The sequence below is a fragment of the Variovorax sp. SG517 genome (assembly GCF_013376045.1).
In the GTDB taxonomy this organism is placed as follows: domain Bacteria; phylum Pseudomonadota; class Gammaproteobacteria; order Burkholderiales; family Burkholderiaceae_C; genus Variovorax.
The window spans coordinates 398,632-415,294 of record NZ_JABMJG010000003.1 but is presented as its reverse complement, the minus strand read 5'-3'; the positions used below and the strand labels follow the sequence as shown (position 1 = coordinate 415,294).

The following is a 16,663-nucleotide window of genomic DNA, read 5'->3' as shown; positions in this document are numbered from 1 at the left end:
ATGCATGAACGCAACGCCGGGATTCCCATCACCGTGCCGCTGGTCGACATCGCGCAGACGCTGGCGCGCGCAGGCTTCATCGACCCTCATGGAGAACGCTACAGGCTCTACGAGGAATGGGCGCGCGACTTCCAGGCCGACTTCGAGGCCCGCGCCGCCGCGGGCCGCAAGCCGGGGTGCACCTACCTGCGCGACGTGACCGCCTTCGCGCTGCGGCGCGCCGCGGCGTACGGTTTCGAGGTACGCTGCGAGGACTACGGTCCCCGGCTTTGCAGCGAAGTCCGGCTCATCGCCGGTGCGCGCTGAGGGCGATCGTCACCGGCGAACAATGCTCTACCCGCCCACCGGAAGCAGGACGAAATGAAGAAGACCGATGTTCTCGTGACAGTGATGGGAATGGCCCGATCGGGCCTGGGCTTCACGCCCACCGACGCACTCGCCTGCATCTCCGAGCTCATCGAGCAGGAGGACGCGCAAAGCCCCTACTACGACAGCAACGTCGAAAGGCTGCTGCGGCTGGGCGCCTGCGTGTGGAGCCTGAGGCACGGCATGCTGGCATCGCCGTCCTCCGGGATGCTGCCGAAGCAGTAAGCCCCCAGGGCGCCCCGCAGCCCCCGGGGCCCCGAAGCGTCCCATCACCCCGCGGTCTTGCCCGCCGGCGCATAGCCGCCAAGGAACACCTGCAAGGCACGCTGGGTCGCCTCGCGCAATTCCTTGCGGGTCATCGGCCCCTGGATGCCCAGCAGGCGCGGCTTGACGGTCTCCGAATCCAGCAGCGCCAGCAGGTGGTGCGCCGCCACCGTCGGGTCGGCCGTGCGCAGCCGGCCCTTGCGCATCTGCTGCTCCAGGAAGCCCGCCATCGCGGCGAGCCCCTGCCTTGGGCCGCCCTCGTAGAAGAGACGCCCGATGTCGCTGCGGCCGGACTCGGCGATCACGGCCCGTTGCGACTCGATGACTTCCTGCGAGCACACCACCGCCAGGACCTTCTCGCCGAAGCGCTGCAGCACGCGTTCGAGATCGTCGTCGGCTTCCTGGCCCAGTGCCTCGAAGATCGGATCGAAGTGGCTCTTCGCCGCGCCGAGCATCACCGCGACGAACAGTTCCTCCTTGGAGGCGAAGTAGCCGTAGAGCGTTGCCCTCGAGCCGCCCACGCGCGCGGCGATCTCCACCATGGAGGCGCCCTCGAATCCCAGCTCCCTGAAGACTTCCGATGCCACCTGGACGATGGCGTCGCGCTTCGCTTCGGTCTTTACCCGCATACGGTGTCCCTCCTTATTTCTGTACACGCCTGACTATTTTAATTGACAGCCCATTCAAGTCAAAATACATTTCAGTACAGCACTGTCTATTTAAACGCCGACTGAACCTACCTGCGTCCGGTCGTTTTCCCAGGAGAACCGCAATGCGCCCCCCTCTCACCTACGGCCTGACCTTTGCCGCGGCCGTCGTGTCCACCCTCATGCTCGTCGCCTGTGGCAAGCCCCCGGGCGGCCCGCCCCCGGCGGCAGGCACGCCCGAGGTCGGCATCGTCACCGTGCAGCCGCAGCGCGTGGCCATCACGACCGAGCTGCCCGGGCGCACCGTGCCCTTCCTCATCGCCGACGTGCGACCGCAGGTCGGCGGCATCGTGAAGTCGCGCAAGTTCCGCGAAGGCAGCGACGTGAAGGCCGGCGAGGCGCTCTACCAGATCGACTCCGCCACCTACCAGGCGACCTACGACAGCAACGTCGCCGCGCTCGCCAAGGCGCAGGCCAGCCTGGGCACCACGCGGCTGAAGGCCGAGCGCTACAAGGAGCTGGTGGCCATCAAGGCAGTGAGCCAGCAGGACTACGACGACGCCGCGGCCTCGCTGCGCCAGGGCGAGGCCGACGTCGCGGCGGCCAGGGCGAACGTCGAGACCAGCCGCATCAACCTCGCCTACGCGCGCATCGACGCGCCGATCTCGGGGCGCATCGGCAAGTCGTCGGTCACGCCGGGCGCGCTGGTCACGGCCAGCCAGTCGAGCGCGCTCGCCACCATCCAGCAGCTCGACCCGATCTACGTCGACGTGACGCAGCCCAGCGCCGCGATGCTCCAGCTCAGGCAGGCGATGGCGCGCGGCGATCTGCAAAAGAGCGGCGCCAACGCCGCGAAGGTGCGGCTGCTGCTGGAGGACGGCAGCACCTACGCGCTCGAAGGCAAGCTCGAGTTCTCGGACGTCACCGTGGACCAGAACACCGGCGCCATCACGCTGCGCGCGGTGTTCCCCAACCCCGACGCCGTGCTCCTGCCCGGCATGTACGTGCGCGCCGTGCTGCAGGAAGGCGTGAAGGAGCAGGCATTGCTGGTGCCGCAGCAGGCCGTGTCGCGCGACGGCGCCGGCAAGCCCACGGCCTACGTGGTCGATGCGCAAAGCAAGCTGCAGCGCCGCTCGCTCGAGACCGAACGCGCCATCGGCGACCAGTGGCTGGTGCGCGGCGGCCTGCAGGCCGGCGACAAGCTCGTGGTGGACGGCCAGCAGCGCGCGGCGCCCGGCGTCGCGGTGAAGACCGTGCAGTGGAGCCCCAAGCCGAAGACCGGCACCGACACGGCCAGCGCGGCCCCGGCCGGCACCGCCGGCGCGGCGAACTGATCGATCGGGAGAGACCTTCATGGCACGCTTCTTCATCGACCGCCCCATCTTCGCGTGGGTGCTCGCCATCATCGTGATGCTGGGCGGCGCGATGTCCATCGCCACGCTGCCGATCGCGCAGTACCCGAGCATCGCGCCGCCCGCCGTCGCGATCACCGCCAACTACCCCGGCGCTTCAGCGAAGACGCTGGAAGACACCGTCACCCAGGTCATCGAGCAGAAGATGAAGGGGCTGGACCGGCTGAGCTACATGGCCTCGACCAGCGAATCGTCGGGCTCGGTCACCATCACGCTCACCTTCGAGAACGGCACCGACCCCGACACCGCGCAGGTGCAGGTGCAGAACAAGCTCTCGCTGGCCACGCCGCTGCTGCCGCAGGAAGTGCAGCAGCAGGGCGTGACCGTCACGAAGTCGGCCACCAACTTCCTCAATGTGCTGGCCTTCACCTCCGAGGACGGCAGCATGAACGGCTCCGACCTGTCGGACTACGTGGCCGCGAACGTGCAGGAGGCCATCAGCCGCGTGGAAGGCGTGGGCGACACCACCCTCTTCGGCTCGCAGTACGCCATGCGCGTGTGGCTCGACCCGAACAAGCTCTCCAACTTCAGCCTCACGCCGCTGGACGTGAAGACCGCGATCCAGGCGCAGAACGCGCAGGTGTCCGCCGGCCAGCTCGGCGGCATGCCGGCGGCCGCCAACCAGCAGATCAACGCGACCATCACCTCGCAGACGCGCCTGAAGACCGCGCAGGAGTTCGAGGACATCCTGCTGCGCACCCAGACCAACGGCGCCCAGGTGCGCCTGCGCGACGTGGCCCGCATCGAGCTCGGCAGCGAGTCGTACAACACGGTCGGCCGCTACAACGGCAAGCCGGCCGCCGGGCTGGCCATCAAGCTGGCCGCGGGCGCCAACGCGCTCGACACGGTCAAGGCCATCGACGCGCGCGTGGCCGAGCTGGAGAAGTTCTTCCCGCAGGGCATGAAGGTGCAGAAGCCCTACGACACCACGCCCTTCGTGCGCATCTCCATCGAGGAAGTGGTGCGCACGCTGGTCGAGGCCGTGGTGCTGGTGTTCCTGGTGATGTACCTCTTCCTGCAGAACTTCCGCGCCACGCTCATTCCCACCATTGCGGTGCCGGTGGTGCTGCTGGGCACCTTCGGCGTGCTCGCGGCCTTCGGCTTCACCATCAACACCCTCACGATGTTCGCGATGGTGCTGGCCATCGGCCTGCTGGTGGACGACGCGATCGTGGTGGTGGAGAACGTCGAGCGCGTGATGACCGAGGAAGGTCTCTCGCCCAAGGAGGCCACGCGCAAGTCCATGGGACAGATCACCGGCGCGCTGGTGGGCGTGGCGCTGGTGCTGGCTGCCGTGTTCGTGCCGATGGCCTTCTTCGGCGGCTCCACCGGCGTGATCTACCGGCAGTTCTCGATCACCATCGTCTCGGCGATGACGCTGTCGGTGCTGGTGGCGATGGTGCTCACGCCCGCCCTGTGCGCGACGCTGCTCAAGCCCGTGCCCAAGGGCCATGCGATGGCGAGCACCGGCTTCTTCGGCTGGTTCAACCGCAGCTTCGACCGCGGCAACCGCCGCTACCAGGGCTTCGTGCGCCACATGATCGGCAAGGGCTGGCGCTACATGGCCGCGTACGCGGTGGTGCTGGCGCTGGTGGTGGCCGGCTTCATGAAGCTGCCGGTGGGCTTCCTGCCCGACGAGGACCAGGGCACGATGTTCGCGCTGGTGCAGCTTCCGCCGGGCGCTACGAACGCGCGCACGGAAGAGGTCATGCGCCAGATGGAGCACCACTTCCTGGTCGACCAGAAGGACGCGGTCTCGGGGCTCTTCACGGTGGCCGGCTTCAGCTTCGCGGGCAGCGGGCAGAACACGGGCTTCGCCTTCGTCAAGCTCAAGCCCTGGGACGAGCGCAAGGGCGAGGCCCTGAGCGTGAACGGCGTCGCGGCCAAGGCCGGCGCCTTCTTCAACACGATCCGCGACGCGAAGGTGTTCGCCTTCGCGCCGCCGGCCGTCGCCGAACTGGGCAACGCCACCGGCTTCGACCTGATGCTGCAGGACCGAGCCAACCTCGGGCACGACGCGCTCATGCAGGCGCGCAACCAGCTGCTCGCCACGCTGGGCAAGGACAAGCGCCTCGTGGCGGTGCGCCCCAACGGCCTGGAGGACTCGCCCGAATTCCGGCTGGAGATCGACCCGCACAAGGCGCAGGCCCAGGGGCTTTCGATGAGCGACATCAACGACACCTTCTCGGCCGCCTGGGGCAGCAGCTACGTCAACGACTTCATCGACAAGGGGCGCGTGAAGAAGGTGATGCTGCAGGCCGACGCGCAATACCGCATGCTGCCCGAGGACATCGACCGCTGGTACGTGCGCAACAGCGCCGGCACGATGGTGCCCTTCACCTCCTTCGCCAAGGCCGGCTGGAGCTCGGGCTCGCCGCGCCTGGAGCGCTACAACGGCGTTCCCTCGGTCGAGATCCTGGGCATGGCGATGCCGGGAGCCGCATCCAGCGGCGAGGCACTGGCCATCGTCGAGGAGGCGGTGTCGAAGCTGCCCGCGGGCATCGGCTACGAGTGGACCGGCCTCTCGCGGCAGGAGAAGGCCTCCAGCGGGCAGACCACCCTGCTCTACACGCTGTCGATCCTCATCGTGTTCCTGTGCCTGGCCGCGCTCTACGAGAGCTGGTCCATCCCGCTGTCGGTAATCCTGGTGGTGCCGCTGGGCGTGTTCGGTGCGCTGCTCGGAGCCTTCCTCACGTGGAAGATGAACGACGTCTACTTCCAGGTGGGCCTGCTCACCACGATCGGCCTCGCGTCGAAGAACGCCATCCTGATCGTCGAGTTCGCGAAGGACCTGCACGCGCAGGGCAAGGGGCTGGTCGAGTCGGCGCTGGAGGCTGCTCGGCTGCGGCTGCGACCCATCCTGATGACCTCGCTGGCCTTCATCCTCGGCGTGCTGCCGCTGGTGCTGGGCAGCGGCGCGGGAGCCGGTGCGCAGCACGCGCTGGGCACCGCGGTGATCGGCGGCATGCTGTCGGGCACCGTGCTCGCGATCTTCTTCGTGCCGCTTTTCTTCGTGCTGGTGCGCGGGCTCTTCAAGAGCGGTTCCGCCGAGCCTGCCGAACCCATCGCGCATGCACAACCGGCCACGGCCGCATCCTGAACGAGGCACATGCCATGAATCCATTTCGCCTTGCGCCGCTGTCCCTCTCCGTCTCGCTCGCCGCGCTCACCGCGCTGATGGCCGGCTGCAGCCTGATACCCACCTACCAGCAACCCGCAGCGCCGGTGCCCGGCAAGTTCGCCGGTGACACGGCGGACGCGGGCTCCTCATCCGCTCCCGTGGCCGACCTCGGCTGGCGCGACGTGTTCACCGATCCGTCGCTGCAGCGCGTGATCGAGATGAGCCTCGCCAACAACCGCGACCTGCGCGTGGCGGTGCTCAACATCGAGAAGGCGCGCGCCCAGTACCGCGTGCAGGACGCGGCGCTCTTCCCCACAGTGAATGCGAGCGCGGGCGGCAGCGGCAGCCGCACGCCGGCCAGCCTGTCGTCCACCGGCGAGACGCTCATCGCGCATCAGTACAGCGCCTCGCTGGGCTTCAGCTCCTACGAGATCGACCTCTTCGGCCGCGTGCGCAGCCTGGGCGAGCAGGCGCTGCAGCAGTTCCTGTCCACGGCGGAGGCGCGCCGCAGCACCCAGATCAGCCTGGTGGCCGAGGTGGCGACCAGCTATCTCACGCTCGCTGCCGACCAGGACCGGCTGAAGCTCGCGCGCGACACGCTGCGCAACCAGAGCGACGCCTACCGGCTCAACCAGCGCAGCTTCGAGCTGGGCACGGCCTCGGCGCTCACGCTGAGCCAGGCACAGACCAGCGTGGACAGCGCGCGCGTGGACGTCGAGCGCTACACCGCGCAAGTCGCGCAGGACCGCAATGCGCTGGTGCTGCTCGTGGGCGCGGACGTGCCCGACGAACTGCTTCCGCAGGCCCTGCCCGACGGTGCGACGGCGGCCACGAACCCGCTGGCGACCATACCGCCGGGCCTGCCCTCGGAGCTGCTGCAGCGCCGCCCCGACATCCTGCAGGCCGAGCGCGACCTCAAGGCCGCCAACGCCTACATCGGCGCGGCGCGCGCGGCCTTCTACCCGCGCATCAGCCTCACGGCCTCGGCGGGCTCGTCGAGCAGCGAGCTCTCCGGCCTGTTCAAGGGCGGCTCGGGCGCCTGGAGCTTCGCGCCGCAGATCTCGCTGCCCATCTTCGACGGCGGCGCCAACCGCGCCAACCTGAAGATCGCCACCGTGAGCCGCGACATCTCGGTGGCGCAGTACGAGAAGGCGATACAGACGGCGTTCCGCGAAGTCTCCGACGCGCTGGCGCAGCGCAACACGCTCGGGCGCCAGCTCGATGCGCAGCAGTCGCTGGTGAATGCCACCGCAGACAGCTACCGGCTGTCGCAGGCACGCTTCAGCCGCGGCGTGGACAGCTACCTCAGCGTGCTCGACTCGCAGCGCTCGCTCTACACCGCGCAGCAGGACCTGATCGGCACCCGGCTGTCGCGCTTCACCAACCTCGTGACCTTCTACAAGACGCTGGGTGGCGGATGGAACGAGACCACGGGCGCGGCCGTCCCCGTGGCTGCGGCGCCTTCGGAAAAGAGCTCCCGGCTCATGCCATGAGGACAGCCCATGGCACGCCGGACGGAACCGCTCGCGGATTCCCGGCCTGTCCAGCCGAAAGGCCGCAGAGGATTCTCGAAAGGAAAAGATGATGGCTTTCGCGAAGAAGCCGCAAAGGCTCTCGGGTCCGCCAAGGTGGTGGGAGACGATGGCGGGTGCACCGCTGGCCTACTTCCTGGTGCTGGGCGGGCTGTTCGGCGTGCTCTTTCTGCTCAAGGGCCTGTTCTCGGCCTGGTAGCGGAACCCGCCTGGGCCTCGCAAGGCCCAGGCTACTTTCCAGGCCGGTGTTGACCAGCCCCACCCTCTATTGGTGGCAGGCCGACAGCCGGCGCATTCGTCATGCGGCGGCTCCAGGCGCTGGCTCGGTTCACACCAGCGGCGGATCGGTTTCGCGCGCCAGGTGCCGGTGCATGCCCACTGCGGCGATGAACGCCAGGCCCGCATCGGTGGCATCCGCCGCGTCGGCCATGATCAGGCCGGGATCGGGGGAGCCGTCGGGCAGCATCGCCGGAATGCCGGCCTCGGTCAGCAAGGCCTGCGATGCACCGAAGGCCAGGATGGTCTTGCAGTGCCGGTACTGGTCCTTCACGAACTCCATCGTGTGGCCGTCCTGCGCGAGCCATTCCACACCGGGCAGGCCGTCGGGCAGTACTAGCGCGTCGAAGAGCACGCCGGGGCTGTTCTCCAGGCTGGCATCGGCCTCGAAGACGGTGCCGTCCGCCGCGGTGCAGCGCCCCAGGCGCGACGCCACGAGGCGCGGCACGGCGCCGGCACGCACGAGCACCGACACCAGCTCGGCCACTGGAGCGCCTTCGATCCCGTCGGCAATCAGGACGGCGATCTTGCGCGTGCGGATGCCGCCGTCGCCCGGACGCGCGAACAGCGACAGCGCGGGCGAGCGGTCGACCTCGGGCGCGGTCGGCTCGTCCAGCACGCGCGGCAGCGGCGCGGGCAGCTCCATGCCCAGCCCCGTCGCCACCTGCTGCGCCAGCTCCGGCGAGGCATTCAGCAGCCCGGCGACCATGCGCTCACGCACTGCGGGCACCGTCACCTTCGAAAGTTCGAAGCGGAACGCGGCCGCGATGTGCGCCTGTTCGGCCGGCGACTGGCTTTCGTAGAAGAGGGACGCCTGCGTGTAGTGGTCGGCGAACTTCTCGGGCTTGATGCGCACCTTGTCGCTCGACTCCTTCGCGTCGAGGCGGCGTGCCACGCTGACGAAGCCCTGCGCGGCGCCGGCCTGGAACGGGCAGCCGCCGCCGAGCGAGTTGGGCTCGTAGGCCGTGCGGCCGCGGTGGATGGCCTGCCGGTGCATGCCGTCGCGCTGGTTGTTGTGGACCTGGGCCACCGGCGCATTGATCGGCAGCTCGTGGAAGTTGGGCCCGCCGAGCCGGCTGATCTGCGTGTCGACATACGAATGGATGCGTCCGGCCAGCAGCGGATCGTTGGTGAAGTCGATGCCCGGCACCACGTGCGCCGTGCAGAACGCGACCTGCTCGGTCTCGGCGAAGAAGTTGTCGGGATTGCGGTCCAGCACGAGCCGCCCCACCACGCGCAGCGGCACCAGCTCCTCGGGCACGATCTTGGTGGCGTCGAGCACGTCGAAGCTGAACCCCGCCGCCTGCTCCTCGGTGAAGATCTGCAGCGCGAGCTCCCACTCGGGGTACTCGCCGGCGTCGATGGCCTCCCAGAGATCGCGCCGGTGGAAGTCGGGGTCGGCCCCGGCAATCTTGACCGCCTCGTCCCACACAAGCGAATGCGTGCCGAGCTTGGGCAGCCAGTGGAACTTGACCAGGCACGACTCGCCCGCGTCATTCACCAGCCTGAAAGTGTGGACGCCGAAGCCCTGCATGGTCCTGTAGCTGCGCGGAATGGCGCGGTCGCTCATCTGCCACATCAGCATGTGGGTCGACTCGGGCATCAGCGAGACGAAATCCCAGAAGGTGTCGTGCGCCGAGGCGGCCTGGGGCATGGCGTGGTGCGGCTCGGGTTTAACTGCGTGCACGAGGTCGGGGAACTTCATCGCGTCCTGGATGAAGAACACCGGCATGTTGTTGCCCACGAGGTCCCAGTTGCCCTCGTCGGTGTAGAACTTGACGGCGAAGCCGCGCACGTCGCGCGCCGTGTCCTTGGAGCCGCGCTCGCCGGCCACGGTGGAGAAGCGCACGAACACAGGCGTGATCTTGCCGGCCTCGCGAAACGGCGCCGCCCTGGTGTGGGCGGTCAGCGGCTCGTAGCACTCGAAGAAGCCGTGCGCGCCAGAGCCGCGCGCGTGCACGATGCGCTCGGGAATGCGCTCATGGTCGAAGTGCGTGATCTTCTCGCGCAGGATGAAGTCTTCGAGCAGCACGGGGCCGCGGGCGCCGGCCTTCAGCGAGTTCTGGTTGTCCGCCACGGGCACGCCCTGGTTGGTGGTGAGCCGCTGGCCGCTGGAATCGACACGCACGCGCTCGAGAGGACCGACCGTGGGATTGGTGCCCTCCGGCGCCATGCCACCGGTCTTGGCCGAGACATTGGCTTCCGAAGGCGTACTGGCGGTGGCGAGCCGCGATGCGGGCTGCGCGTGCTGGCCCTGCGGCGCGGAGAGCGCATTCGCGTCGCCGTGTTCCGCCGGCTTGCTGGCATTGGCCGGCATGGCGGCGGCCAGCGCCTGGGTCTCGATCGCCTTGCGCGCGGGCAGGTCGCCGCTGCCGGCTTCCGGCGGTGCCGCATGGGCAGGGCCGCTGTCGGTGTTGCGCGCCGCGGCGCGGGCGGCGTCGATGGCGACAGGCGTGGCGGAGGACGATGGAGCGGCGGCTGCAGGGGTTCGGCTGGAGGTTCGGGAAGTCTTGGGCATGGATGCTTTCGTGAGGTTGCGGGAGGGAAGGACAGGACCGGACGAGGCGGTGCGAGACGAGAGCAGGAGGAGACAAAAAAGGAGACGGAAAAGAAGAGCGCCGGGCCAAGCTAGAGCCACCGCAAGCTCGCGCCTGTAGGACTTCCCGCAGTGATGCGGTCGTTGTGGCGGTCGTTGCGCCGCCCGCCCCCTCTGGTTGCCTCACCGGTGCAGGCTTTCCAGCGAATGCGCGTAGAAGGCGGTCTCCTCGGGCGTCATCGCGTCCTCGAGTTCGGCCAGCTCCAGACGCTCGCAGTCGTGCGCCACCCACTCGAACAGGTGCGATGGCGGGATGTGGGCAAGGTCGCTGCGGTCGTCCCACGGCGCCAGGCGCGCGGCCGCGCTTTCGAGCATCCGGCGCAGGTGCAGCGCGCGGGCGACGCGCACCGCCGTCGCCAGTTCCGGGTTCACCAGTTCGGCACGGCAGTGCTCCCAGCTCGCTTCGCAGCCCCGAAGCCGACGACAGGCCGTGGACAGCTCGGGCGGCGACACGGCGCTGCCCGCATGCACCTGTCTCTGGCGATGAAACTCGCAGAGGATGCGCGCGTAGGCCAGTCGCTGCAGGACCAGCAACGCCTGGGTCAATCGGTTCGACATGAATCGGGATTTCGCTAGCGGCCGCGGCTCGCCGCGGTAGGACATGGCGCACAGCGCACGCCCGTCTGCACGCCCGTCTTGCCGAACGGACGAAAAAAAAGCCCGGCGTGGCCGGGCTCGAAACCTCATGCTTTCGCGCATCAGGCACCCGCTCAGGGAGGAAAGCGGGGATGGATCGCTCCATCGATGCGAATCGTCGGGCACCCGCCGCGCCCGCGGAACGGGAAGCAGCGCTCCTCCGTTCGTAGGACCCGGCGCACAGGACATCGCATGGGCGCCTCCATCGGACTCGCGGTGGTGTTCCCCGAGCTTGTGCAGAGCAACTTCATGCGGCCGAGGCATCCGAGGCACCCGAACAACCGAGCGGCGTAGCGGGTAGCGGAATGCGTGCAGACCGACAGCGCCCTCTCCTACACCCCGGTGCCCGACGCCGTTCGTAGCGTGGCCTTTCGCATCGGCAGCACAGCAAGCACAGCAGCCACAGCACAAGCACAGGCAGTCACGCGCCCGCAACGTCGCGGCACCGATCGCCTCCCGATTCAACCGAAGGAACCGACATGGCCACACACAACGTCACGGGCAGCGGCGACGGCACGCGCCCCACCACCAGCGGAGGCGTCGACAACATCGGCGGCGCGGAGCGGTTCACGCAACGGCGCAACGCCGAGGGCGAGGAGATCTCCGGTCCCGCGCCCAGGGAGCGCATGCAGGACAAGCGCAAGGACGTGGAAGCCACCAGGCACGACGGCTCCGACGCCTTCGGCCTGCACGAGGACCTGACGCCGGAGTCCAACCAGGATCCGGTACAGCCGCAGACTCCCGCGCAGAAGGCGATGAAGCAGTTCTCGAAGACGCCGGCCGAGCGCGGCGAGCCGGAAGGCGCCGCCGGAACGGCGCCCGCGCGCCCTCCCCCTTCGGCGGGCGACGCGCCGGTCGGCGAATCGGACAACCAGGGCAGTTCGCCCTACGCCGACCGCAGCCGCAAGGAAGCGCCGGAGCGCGATCGTTGACGACGCCCTCCCGGTGCCCATCCCGGCGCCCATGCCTGAAGCGCGGGAAGAAAACCGACACGCGCGAGGGGCCCGCTTTGCTACATTTTTCGGCCATGCCCCCGAAGATGCCGAAGAACCACAACCAACCCGGCCCAGAGGCCATCCGCCATGGCCGCTGAGACGCCCGTTCCTCCTGCTTCCGCCTCTCCTGCGCCTGCGTCTATTTCGCGGCGGCTCTCCCCCGACACCCTGTCCGATGCGGACTTCCGCCTGATGGTGGAAGCCGTCGGCGATCACGCGATCGTCATGCTCGATCCCGACGGGATCATCGTGGACTGCAACCCGGGAGCGCAGGCGCTGTACCGCTGCGACCGTGCCTGGGCGGTCGGGCAGCATGTCTCGCTGTTCTACACCCCGGAGGCGCTCGATGAAGGCCTGCCGGCGCGAGACCTGCAGCAGGCGCGCGAGAACGGCCGGGTGCACGGCGAAGGCTGGGAAGTGCGGCAGAACGGCCCCCGCTTCTGGGGCGACACCGTCATCACGCGGCTCGACGGCCCCGACGGCACCGTGCGCGGCTTCGTGAAGATCACGCGCGACTTCACCGAGCGCCGCCAGCAGGAGGAACTGCTGCGCGCGAGCGAGGAGCGCTTCCGCCTGATCGTCGAGGGAGTGAAGGACTACGCGATCTTCATGCTCGACCCCGGCGGTCACGTGGCGAGCTGGAACCTCGGCGCGCAGCACACCAAGGGCTATGCGGCCGAGGAAATCATCGGCCAGCACTTCTCGAAGTTCTATCCGCCGGAGGTGGCGGCGCGCGGCTGGCCCGCTGAGGAACTGCGCAACGCGCTGCGCGACGGGCGCTTCGAGGACGAGGGCTGGCGCGTGCGCAAGGACGGCAGCCGCTTCTGGGCCAGCGTGGTCATCACCGCCGTGTACGACCGCGCGGGGCGCCACAGGGGCTTTGCGAAGGTCACGCGCGACCTCACCGAGCGCCGCCGCATCACCGCGCTGGAGGACGAGGGCCGGCGCATGACCACCTTCCTGGCCATGCTGGGACACGAACTGCGCAACCCGCTCGCGCCCATCTCCAACGCGGTGGCGCTGCTCAAACGCGAGCAGACGGAGTCGCGCGTGCTGCGCAACACCCGCGACATCATCGACCGCCAACTCAGGCAGATGACGCGGCTGATCGACGACCTGCTCGACGTGGGCCGCATCACCAGCGGCAAGATCCAGCTCGAGGCCAAGCCGGTGCGGCTGCGCGACGCAGTGCTGGACGCGGCCGACGCCGTGCGTGCGCTGGCGGCGCAGAAGGAGCAGCGGCTCGAGGTGCAGGTGCACGCCGCCGACCCGTGGATCACCGGAGACCGCGCGCGCATCGTGCAGGTGGTGAGCAACCTGCTGCACAACGCCTGCAAGTTCACGCCCATCGGCGGGCAGGTGACGGTCACGCTGGGTGCCGGCGCGGCCGATGCCGCCACGGGCATGCCCGAGGCGGAGATCTCCGTGCGCGACAACGGCATGGGCGTGCAGCCGCAGGACCTGCAGAAGATCTTCGACCTGTTCGTGCAGGGCGAGCAGGACGTCGCGCGCAGCAGCGGCGGGCTCGGCCTGGGCCTGAGCCTCGTGCAGCAGCTGGTGTCGCTGCACGGCGGGCGGGTGAGCGTGTTCTCCAGCGGGCGCCCCGGCGAGGGCAGCGAGTTCCTGGTGCAACTGCCCGCCGCGGCGCCGCCCGAGCCCGGCGTCGGCCTGTCCCGCTCGCCGGAGGACAGGCTGGTGCTGGTGGTGGACGACAACAAGGACGCGGCCGAAACGCTGTCGCTGCTGGTGCAGTCGCTGGGCTACGCGACGCAGGTGGTGCACGGCGGACTCGCCGCGATCGAGGCGGCGAAGGAATTGCGGCCAGACGTGATGCTGATCGACATCGGCATGCCCGACCTCGACGGCCATGCGGTGGTACGCCGGCTGCGCGCCGAGCTGGTCGATCCGCCCGTGGCGATTGCCGTCACCGGCTACGGGCAGGCCGCGGACCGCGAGACCAGCTACGAGGCCGGCTTCCACAGCCACCTGACCAAGCCGGTGGACGTCGAGCGGATGACCGACATCCTCACGCACCTGCTGCGGCCGGTGGAGCAGCCGGGCAGCTGACGCGGCGCTCCGGTCGTCGCACCGCCGGATGTCATGACGCGGCAATCGCGGACGAAACGGAAGCGCTCCTACAGCCCGAGCCGAGCATTGCCGATGAGACGCGGCCTCGATAAGAGGGAGACCGGTGGCCTGGGCTCTGAAGCATTCGTCGATGCCCCCCAGACGCGTCGACAAGGAGAAAGCCATGGCCATTCCGGCAAACGTCATCTCGTCGGATCGGGTCGAGGGAACGACTGTCTACAACACCGCGGGCGACAAGCTCGGCAGCATCGACGACCTCATGATCGACAAGCTGTCCGGCCAGGTGCGCTACGCCGTGATGGAGTTCGGCGGCTTCCTCGGCATCGGCACCGACCGCTATCCCATTCCCTGGAGCATGCTGAAGTACGACACCGCCCAGGAAGGCTACGTGGTTCCGCTTCGGAAGGAAACGCTCGAAGGCGCGCCGAAGTACGACGACACCCGCATTCCGGACTACGACGAGAGCTACACCGCCAGCATCAACAAGTACTACGGCCTCTGAGCGATCGGGGGTTGCCAGCAGCCCCGCGATGCGGCTCTTGCTGATGGTGCCTTCTGGAAAGGTCCTCCACGAGCATGCCTTCGACCCGCCGCCTTTCCCTTTCCGCCAGCGCCTCGCCTTCGCGCGGCGCGCTGGCCGTCGAGGAGGCCAAGGGCGGCACCGCCCTGCTCATCGTCGACATGATCAGCTGCTGGGACTTTCCCGACGCCGACAAGCTGCTGCCCGCCGCTGTGGCGGTCGCCCCTTCCATCGCCGCGCTGAAACGCCGATGCAAGGCCGGCGGCGTGCCCGCGATCTACGCCAACGACAACCGGGGCCGCTGGCGTTCCGACTTCAGTGCGCTGGTCGAACTGTCGATGGCCGGCGGCGGGCCCGGCGCGACCGTCACCGCCAGCCTGGCACCCGACAACGACGACTACTTCGTGCTCAAGCCGCAGCAGTCGGCCTTCGTGGCGACGCCGCTCGAGCAGTTGCTGGGCGTGTTGAAGGTGCGCCGCCTCATCGTGACCGGGGTCGCCAGCGACCAGTGCGTGCTGAGCACCGCCAACGACGCGCGCATGCACGGCCTCGAGGTGGTGCTGCCCAAGGACTGCACCGCCACGCAGACGGCCCGGCGCCACGCGATGCTGCTGGAGCAATGCGCCACGGTCTTCGGCATCGCGACCACTTCCGGCTCCCGCATCCGCCTGCCCGCCGCGCGGGCGCGCAAGCGCTGACCGCCTAACTTCATTCAGTTGTCCTGCAGCGGTTTCGCGGCCCCTGCTCCGGCTTGCGCACGCCGTAGAAGAAGAGCGTGCCGCGAGGGCTGTGTCATCCACCCCGCAGGCACGCTGCCGCTCATTTGCCGCCGCTCAGGCCACTTCGACGTTGATCCGCCTCGGCTTCGCGTGCTCGGCCTTGGGTATCCGCAGCTTCAGCACGCCCTGCGCGAGTTCGGCGGAAACCTTCTCGGTGTCCAGTTCCTTGCTGAGCGTGAAGACGCGCTGGAATCGCCCGAGCCCGACTTCCGTGTGGCTGGTCTTCAGGCCATCGGGCACGCTCAGGCTCGACTCCGCCTCGATGGTCAGGGTTTCCGCTTCCACATGGAGGTTCAGGTTCTCGCGCGAGACGCCCGGAAGGTCGGCATAGAGGGTGATGCCGCCCGCGTCCTCGATCACGTCGACCGGAGGCGTGAGCGCGGCGCTGCCGTAGCGCGGCGCCTTCTCCTTCTGCCTGGCATCGGTGCTTCCCGGAGCACCGGAAGAACGAGTCTGGATATCGTTGCTCATGGTGTTCATCTCCTTGCTTTATTGGACTCACTGGACGGCGATGCGCCGCGGCTGTGCCGACGCGCGGCGGCGAACGGTGATGTGCAGCACGCCGTCGCGCAGCTTGGCGTCGACCGCCTCGGGGTCCGCATCGTCGGGCAGCGTGAGCATGCGGCGAAACGGCCCCTCGAAGCGCTCGTTGATGTGCACGGCCGCCTTCGCGTTCGCCTCGGGCAGCGCGCTCTTGCGCTCGCCGGCGATGGTGAGCAGGCCGCGCTCGAGATGGACCTCCAGCGTGGCCGGGTCGACGCCGGGCGCGAAGGCATAGATTTCCACCGCCTGCGGGGTCGCGCCTACGTTCAGCGCCGGAAAGCCGTTGCTGCCGAAGCCGCGGATGGTGGGGGCCAGATCGAACGCCTGCCGCATGTCCCGCTGCAGGCGATCCATTTCCGCGAGCATGTCGCGAGGGAAGAAAGATCGGTACATGGCTGAACCTCCAAAAAACATGGAACGAACGAAACCTGGAATGGGCCGCAGCCCTTACTGCGGCAGGTTGTGCACGCCGGCCGGCTGCGAGGAGCCGCCCGCGTAGGAGCGAAGCCGTGCGGTGATGCGCGGCAAACGGTTTCGCCAGCGCGGAGGTCGTGACTCCGGATAGTTGAATCTCGCCAGTTCCTCGCGCCCCTTCTGGGTGATGGCCAGGACCTGCGCGGCCTGGGCGGAACCGGACAGGGACACTGGGTTCGACGGCGATGGCACCAGGGCGACGACGAGCCCGGCGGCGCGCAACAGCCGGACCTGATCGATGTCCTGCGTGCGATAGAACGTGACGGGTAGGCGAGAGCCGGCGATTTGCTTGAGCAAGTTCATGGTCATTGCAGTACCTCCTTTTCGGTCGACCAATTTCCGACGGAGGTGAAGATAGGCCGCGCGCCGCCGATTTCAAGAGGGAATTTTTCGACACCCGGGCTCATGCGCAAG

General features: G+C 68.6%; 16 protein-coding genes. 10 read left to right on the top strand and 6 right to left on the bottom strand.

The window, feature by feature from the left end; genetic code table 11:
- Together FHT32_RS11305 and FHT32_RS11300 are read left to right on the top strand one after the other, a co-directional pair.
- Positions 1-306 carry a hypothetical protein gene (locus FHT32_RS11305; protein WP_176664714.1) on the top strand — a complete coding sequence of 102 codons (306 nt, stop codon included), beginning with the start codon at positions 1-3 and terminating at the stop codon, positions 304-306.
- Positions 307-360: 54 nt separating this feature from the next.
- A complete protein-coding gene (locus FHT32_RS11300; protein WP_176664713.1) occupies positions 361-591 on the top strand; it encodes a hypothetical protein in 231 nt (76 codons plus the stop codon).
- A gap of 44 nt (positions 592-635) precedes the next feature.
- On the opposite strand, the gene FHT32_RS11295 is transcribed toward FHT32_RS11300, so the two are convergent.
- Entirely contained in the window at positions 636-1,259 is a 624-nt protein-coding gene (locus FHT32_RS11295; protein WP_176664712.1) for a TetR/AcrR family transcriptional regulator, read from the bottom strand.
- A gap of 143 nt (positions 1,260-1,402) precedes the next feature.
- Between FHT32_RS11295 and FHT32_RS11290 the strand changes: the two genes are divergently transcribed.
- The 4 genes from FHT32_RS11290 (at position 1,403) to FHT32_RS11275 (ending at position 7,541) form a co-directional block, all read left to right on the top strand.
- Positions 1,403-2,611, top strand: a complete 1,209-nt coding sequence (locus tag FHT32_RS11290) for an efflux RND transporter periplasmic adaptor subunit (protein ID WP_176664711.1) — start codon at positions 1,403-1,405, stop codon at positions 2,609-2,611.
- Between the two features lie 19 nt (positions 2,612-2,630).
- Entirely contained in the window at positions 2,631-5,789 is a 3,159-nt protein-coding gene (locus FHT32_RS11285) for an efflux RND transporter permease subunit (protein ID WP_176664710.1), read from the top strand.
- A 14-nt stretch (positions 5,790-5,803) separates the two neighbouring features.
- Entirely contained in the window at positions 5,804-7,303 is a 1,500-nt protein-coding gene (adeC, locus tag FHT32_RS11280; protein ID WP_176664709.1) for an AdeC/AdeK/OprM family multidrug efflux complex outer membrane factor, read from the top strand.
- A 91-nt stretch (positions 7,304-7,394) separates the two neighbouring features.
- Complete coding sequence (locus FHT32_RS11275) at positions 7,395-7,541, top strand: hypothetical protein (protein WP_176664708.1); 147 nt, start codon at positions 7,395-7,397, stop codon at positions 7,539-7,541.
- A gap of 129 nt (positions 7,542-7,670) precedes the next feature.
- Here the strand turns inward: FHT32_RS11275 and FHT32_RS11270 are convergent, their stop codons facing one another.
- A complete protein-coding gene (locus tag FHT32_RS11270) occupies positions 7,671-10,136 on the bottom strand; it encodes a catalase (RefSeq protein ID WP_176664707.1) in 2,466 nt (821 codons plus the stop codon).
- A gap of 201 nt (positions 10,137-10,337) precedes the next feature.
- A complete protein-coding gene (locus FHT32_RS11265; RefSeq protein WP_176664706.1) occupies positions 10,338-10,772 on the bottom strand; it encodes a hypothetical protein in 435 nt (144 codons plus the stop codon).
- Between the two features lie 557 nt (positions 10,773-11,329).
- Between FHT32_RS11265 and FHT32_RS34980 the strand changes: the two genes are divergently transcribed.
- From FHT32_RS34980 to FHT32_RS11245, 4 genes are all read left to right on the top strand, one after another.
- Complete coding sequence (locus FHT32_RS34980; protein WP_256098962.1) at positions 11,330-11,782, top strand: hypothetical protein; 453 nt, start codon at positions 11,330-11,332, stop codon at positions 11,780-11,782.
- A 150-nt stretch (positions 11,783-11,932) separates the two neighbouring features.
- Complete coding sequence (locus FHT32_RS11255; protein ID WP_176664705.1) at positions 11,933-13,912, top strand: PAS domain S-box protein; 1,980 nt, start codon at positions 11,933-11,935, stop codon at positions 13,910-13,912.
- A gap of 184 nt (positions 13,913-14,096) precedes the next feature.
- Positions 14,097-14,435, top strand: coding sequence for a PRC-barrel domain-containing protein (locus FHT32_RS11250; RefSeq protein WP_176664704.1), 339 nt, complete (start codon positions 14,097-14,099; stop codon positions 14,433-14,435).
- 74 nt (positions 14,436-14,509) lie between these two features.
- Positions 14,510-15,151 (top strand): isochorismatase family cysteine hydrolase, encoded by a 642-nt coding sequence (locus FHT32_RS11245; RefSeq protein ID WP_176664703.1) that lies wholly within the window; start codon positions 14,510-14,512, stop codon positions 15,149-15,151.
- A 135-nt stretch (positions 15,152-15,286) separates the two neighbouring features.
- Here FHT32_RS11245 and FHT32_RS11240 read toward each other — a convergent pair whose 3' ends face one another.
- The 3 genes from FHT32_RS11240 to FHT32_RS11230 are packed head-to-tail and all read right to left on the bottom strand — an operon-like array spanning position 15,287 to position 16,558.
- Positions 15,287-15,703 (bottom strand): Hsp20/alpha crystallin family protein, encoded by a 417-nt coding sequence (locus FHT32_RS11240; protein ID WP_176664702.1) that lies wholly within the window; start codon positions 15,701-15,703, stop codon positions 15,287-15,289.
- A 27-nt stretch (positions 15,704-15,730) separates the two neighbouring features.
- Positions 15,731-16,168, bottom strand: a complete 438-nt coding sequence (locus tag FHT32_RS11235; RefSeq protein WP_176664701.1) for an Hsp20/alpha crystallin family protein — start codon at positions 16,166-16,168, stop codon at positions 15,731-15,733.
- 54 nt (positions 16,169-16,222) lie between these two features.
- Entirely contained in the window at positions 16,223-16,558 is a 336-nt protein-coding gene (locus tag FHT32_RS11230; protein WP_176664700.1) for a hypothetical protein, read from the bottom strand.
- Between the last annotated feature and the right edge of the window lie 105 nt (positions 16,559-16,663).

What these genes read in the sequence shown, in the direction of transcription:
- FHT32_RS34980 (WP_256098962.1), top strand. Translation starts at nt 11,330, where the DNA reads ATGGCCACACACAACGTCACGGGCAGCGGCGACGGCACGCGCCCCACC.
- FHT32_RS11270 (WP_176664707.1), bottom strand. Translation starts at nt 10,136, where the DNA reads ATGCCCAAGACTTCCCGAACCTCCAGCCGAACCCCTGCAGCCGCCGCT.
- FHT32_RS11275 (WP_176664708.1), top strand. Translation starts at nt 7,395, where the DNA reads ATGGCTTTCGCGAAGAAGCCGCAAAGGCTCTCGGGTCCGCCAAGGTGG.
- FHT32_RS11230 (WP_176664700.1), bottom strand. Translation starts at nt 16,558, where the DNA reads ATGACCATGAACTTGCTCAAGCAAATCGCCGGCTCTCGCCTACCCGTC.
- FHT32_RS11240 (WP_176664702.1), bottom strand. Translation starts at nt 15,703, where the DNA reads ATGAGCAACGATATCCAGACTCGTTCTTCCGGTGCTCCGGGAAGCACC.
- FHT32_RS11250 (WP_176664704.1), top strand. Translation starts at nt 14,097, where the DNA reads ATGGCCATTCCGGCAAACGTCATCTCGTCGGATCGGGTCGAGGGAACG.
- FHT32_RS11245 (WP_176664703.1), top strand. Translation starts at nt 14,510, where the DNA reads ATGCCTTCGACCCGCCGCCTTTCCCTTTCCGCCAGCGCCTCGCCTTCG.
- FHT32_RS11255 (WP_176664705.1), top strand. Translation starts at nt 11,933, where the DNA reads ATGGCCGCTGAGACGCCCGTTCCTCCTGCTTCCGCCTCTCCTGCGCCT.
- FHT32_RS11265 (WP_176664706.1), bottom strand. Translation starts at nt 10,772, where the DNA reads ATGTCGAACCGATTGACCCAGGCGTTGCTGGTCCTGCAGCGACTGGCC.
- FHT32_RS11300 (WP_176664713.1), top strand. Translation starts at nt 361, where the DNA reads ATGAAGAAGACCGATGTTCTCGTGACAGTGATGGGAATGGCCCGATCG.
- FHT32_RS11235 (WP_176664701.1), bottom strand. Translation starts at nt 16,168, where the DNA reads ATGTACCGATCTTTCTTCCCTCGCGACATGCTCGCGGAAATGGATCGC.
- adeC (WP_176664709.1), top strand. Translation starts at nt 5,804, where the DNA reads ATGAATCCATTTCGCCTTGCGCCGCTGTCCCTCTCCGTCTCGCTCGCC.
- FHT32_RS11290 (WP_176664711.1), top strand. Translation starts at nt 1,403, where the DNA reads ATGCGCCCCCCTCTCACCTACGGCCTGACCTTTGCCGCGGCCGTCGTG.
- FHT32_RS11305 (WP_176664714.1), top strand. Translation starts at nt 1, where the DNA reads ATGCATGAACGCAACGCCGGGATTCCCATCACCGTGCCGCTGGTCGAC.
- FHT32_RS11285 (WP_176664710.1), top strand. Translation starts at nt 2,631, where the DNA reads ATGGCACGCTTCTTCATCGACCGCCCCATCTTCGCGTGGGTGCTCGCC.
- FHT32_RS11295 (WP_176664712.1), bottom strand. Translation starts at nt 1,259, where the DNA reads ATGCGGGTAAAGACCGAAGCGAAGCGCGACGCCATCGTCCAGGTGGCA.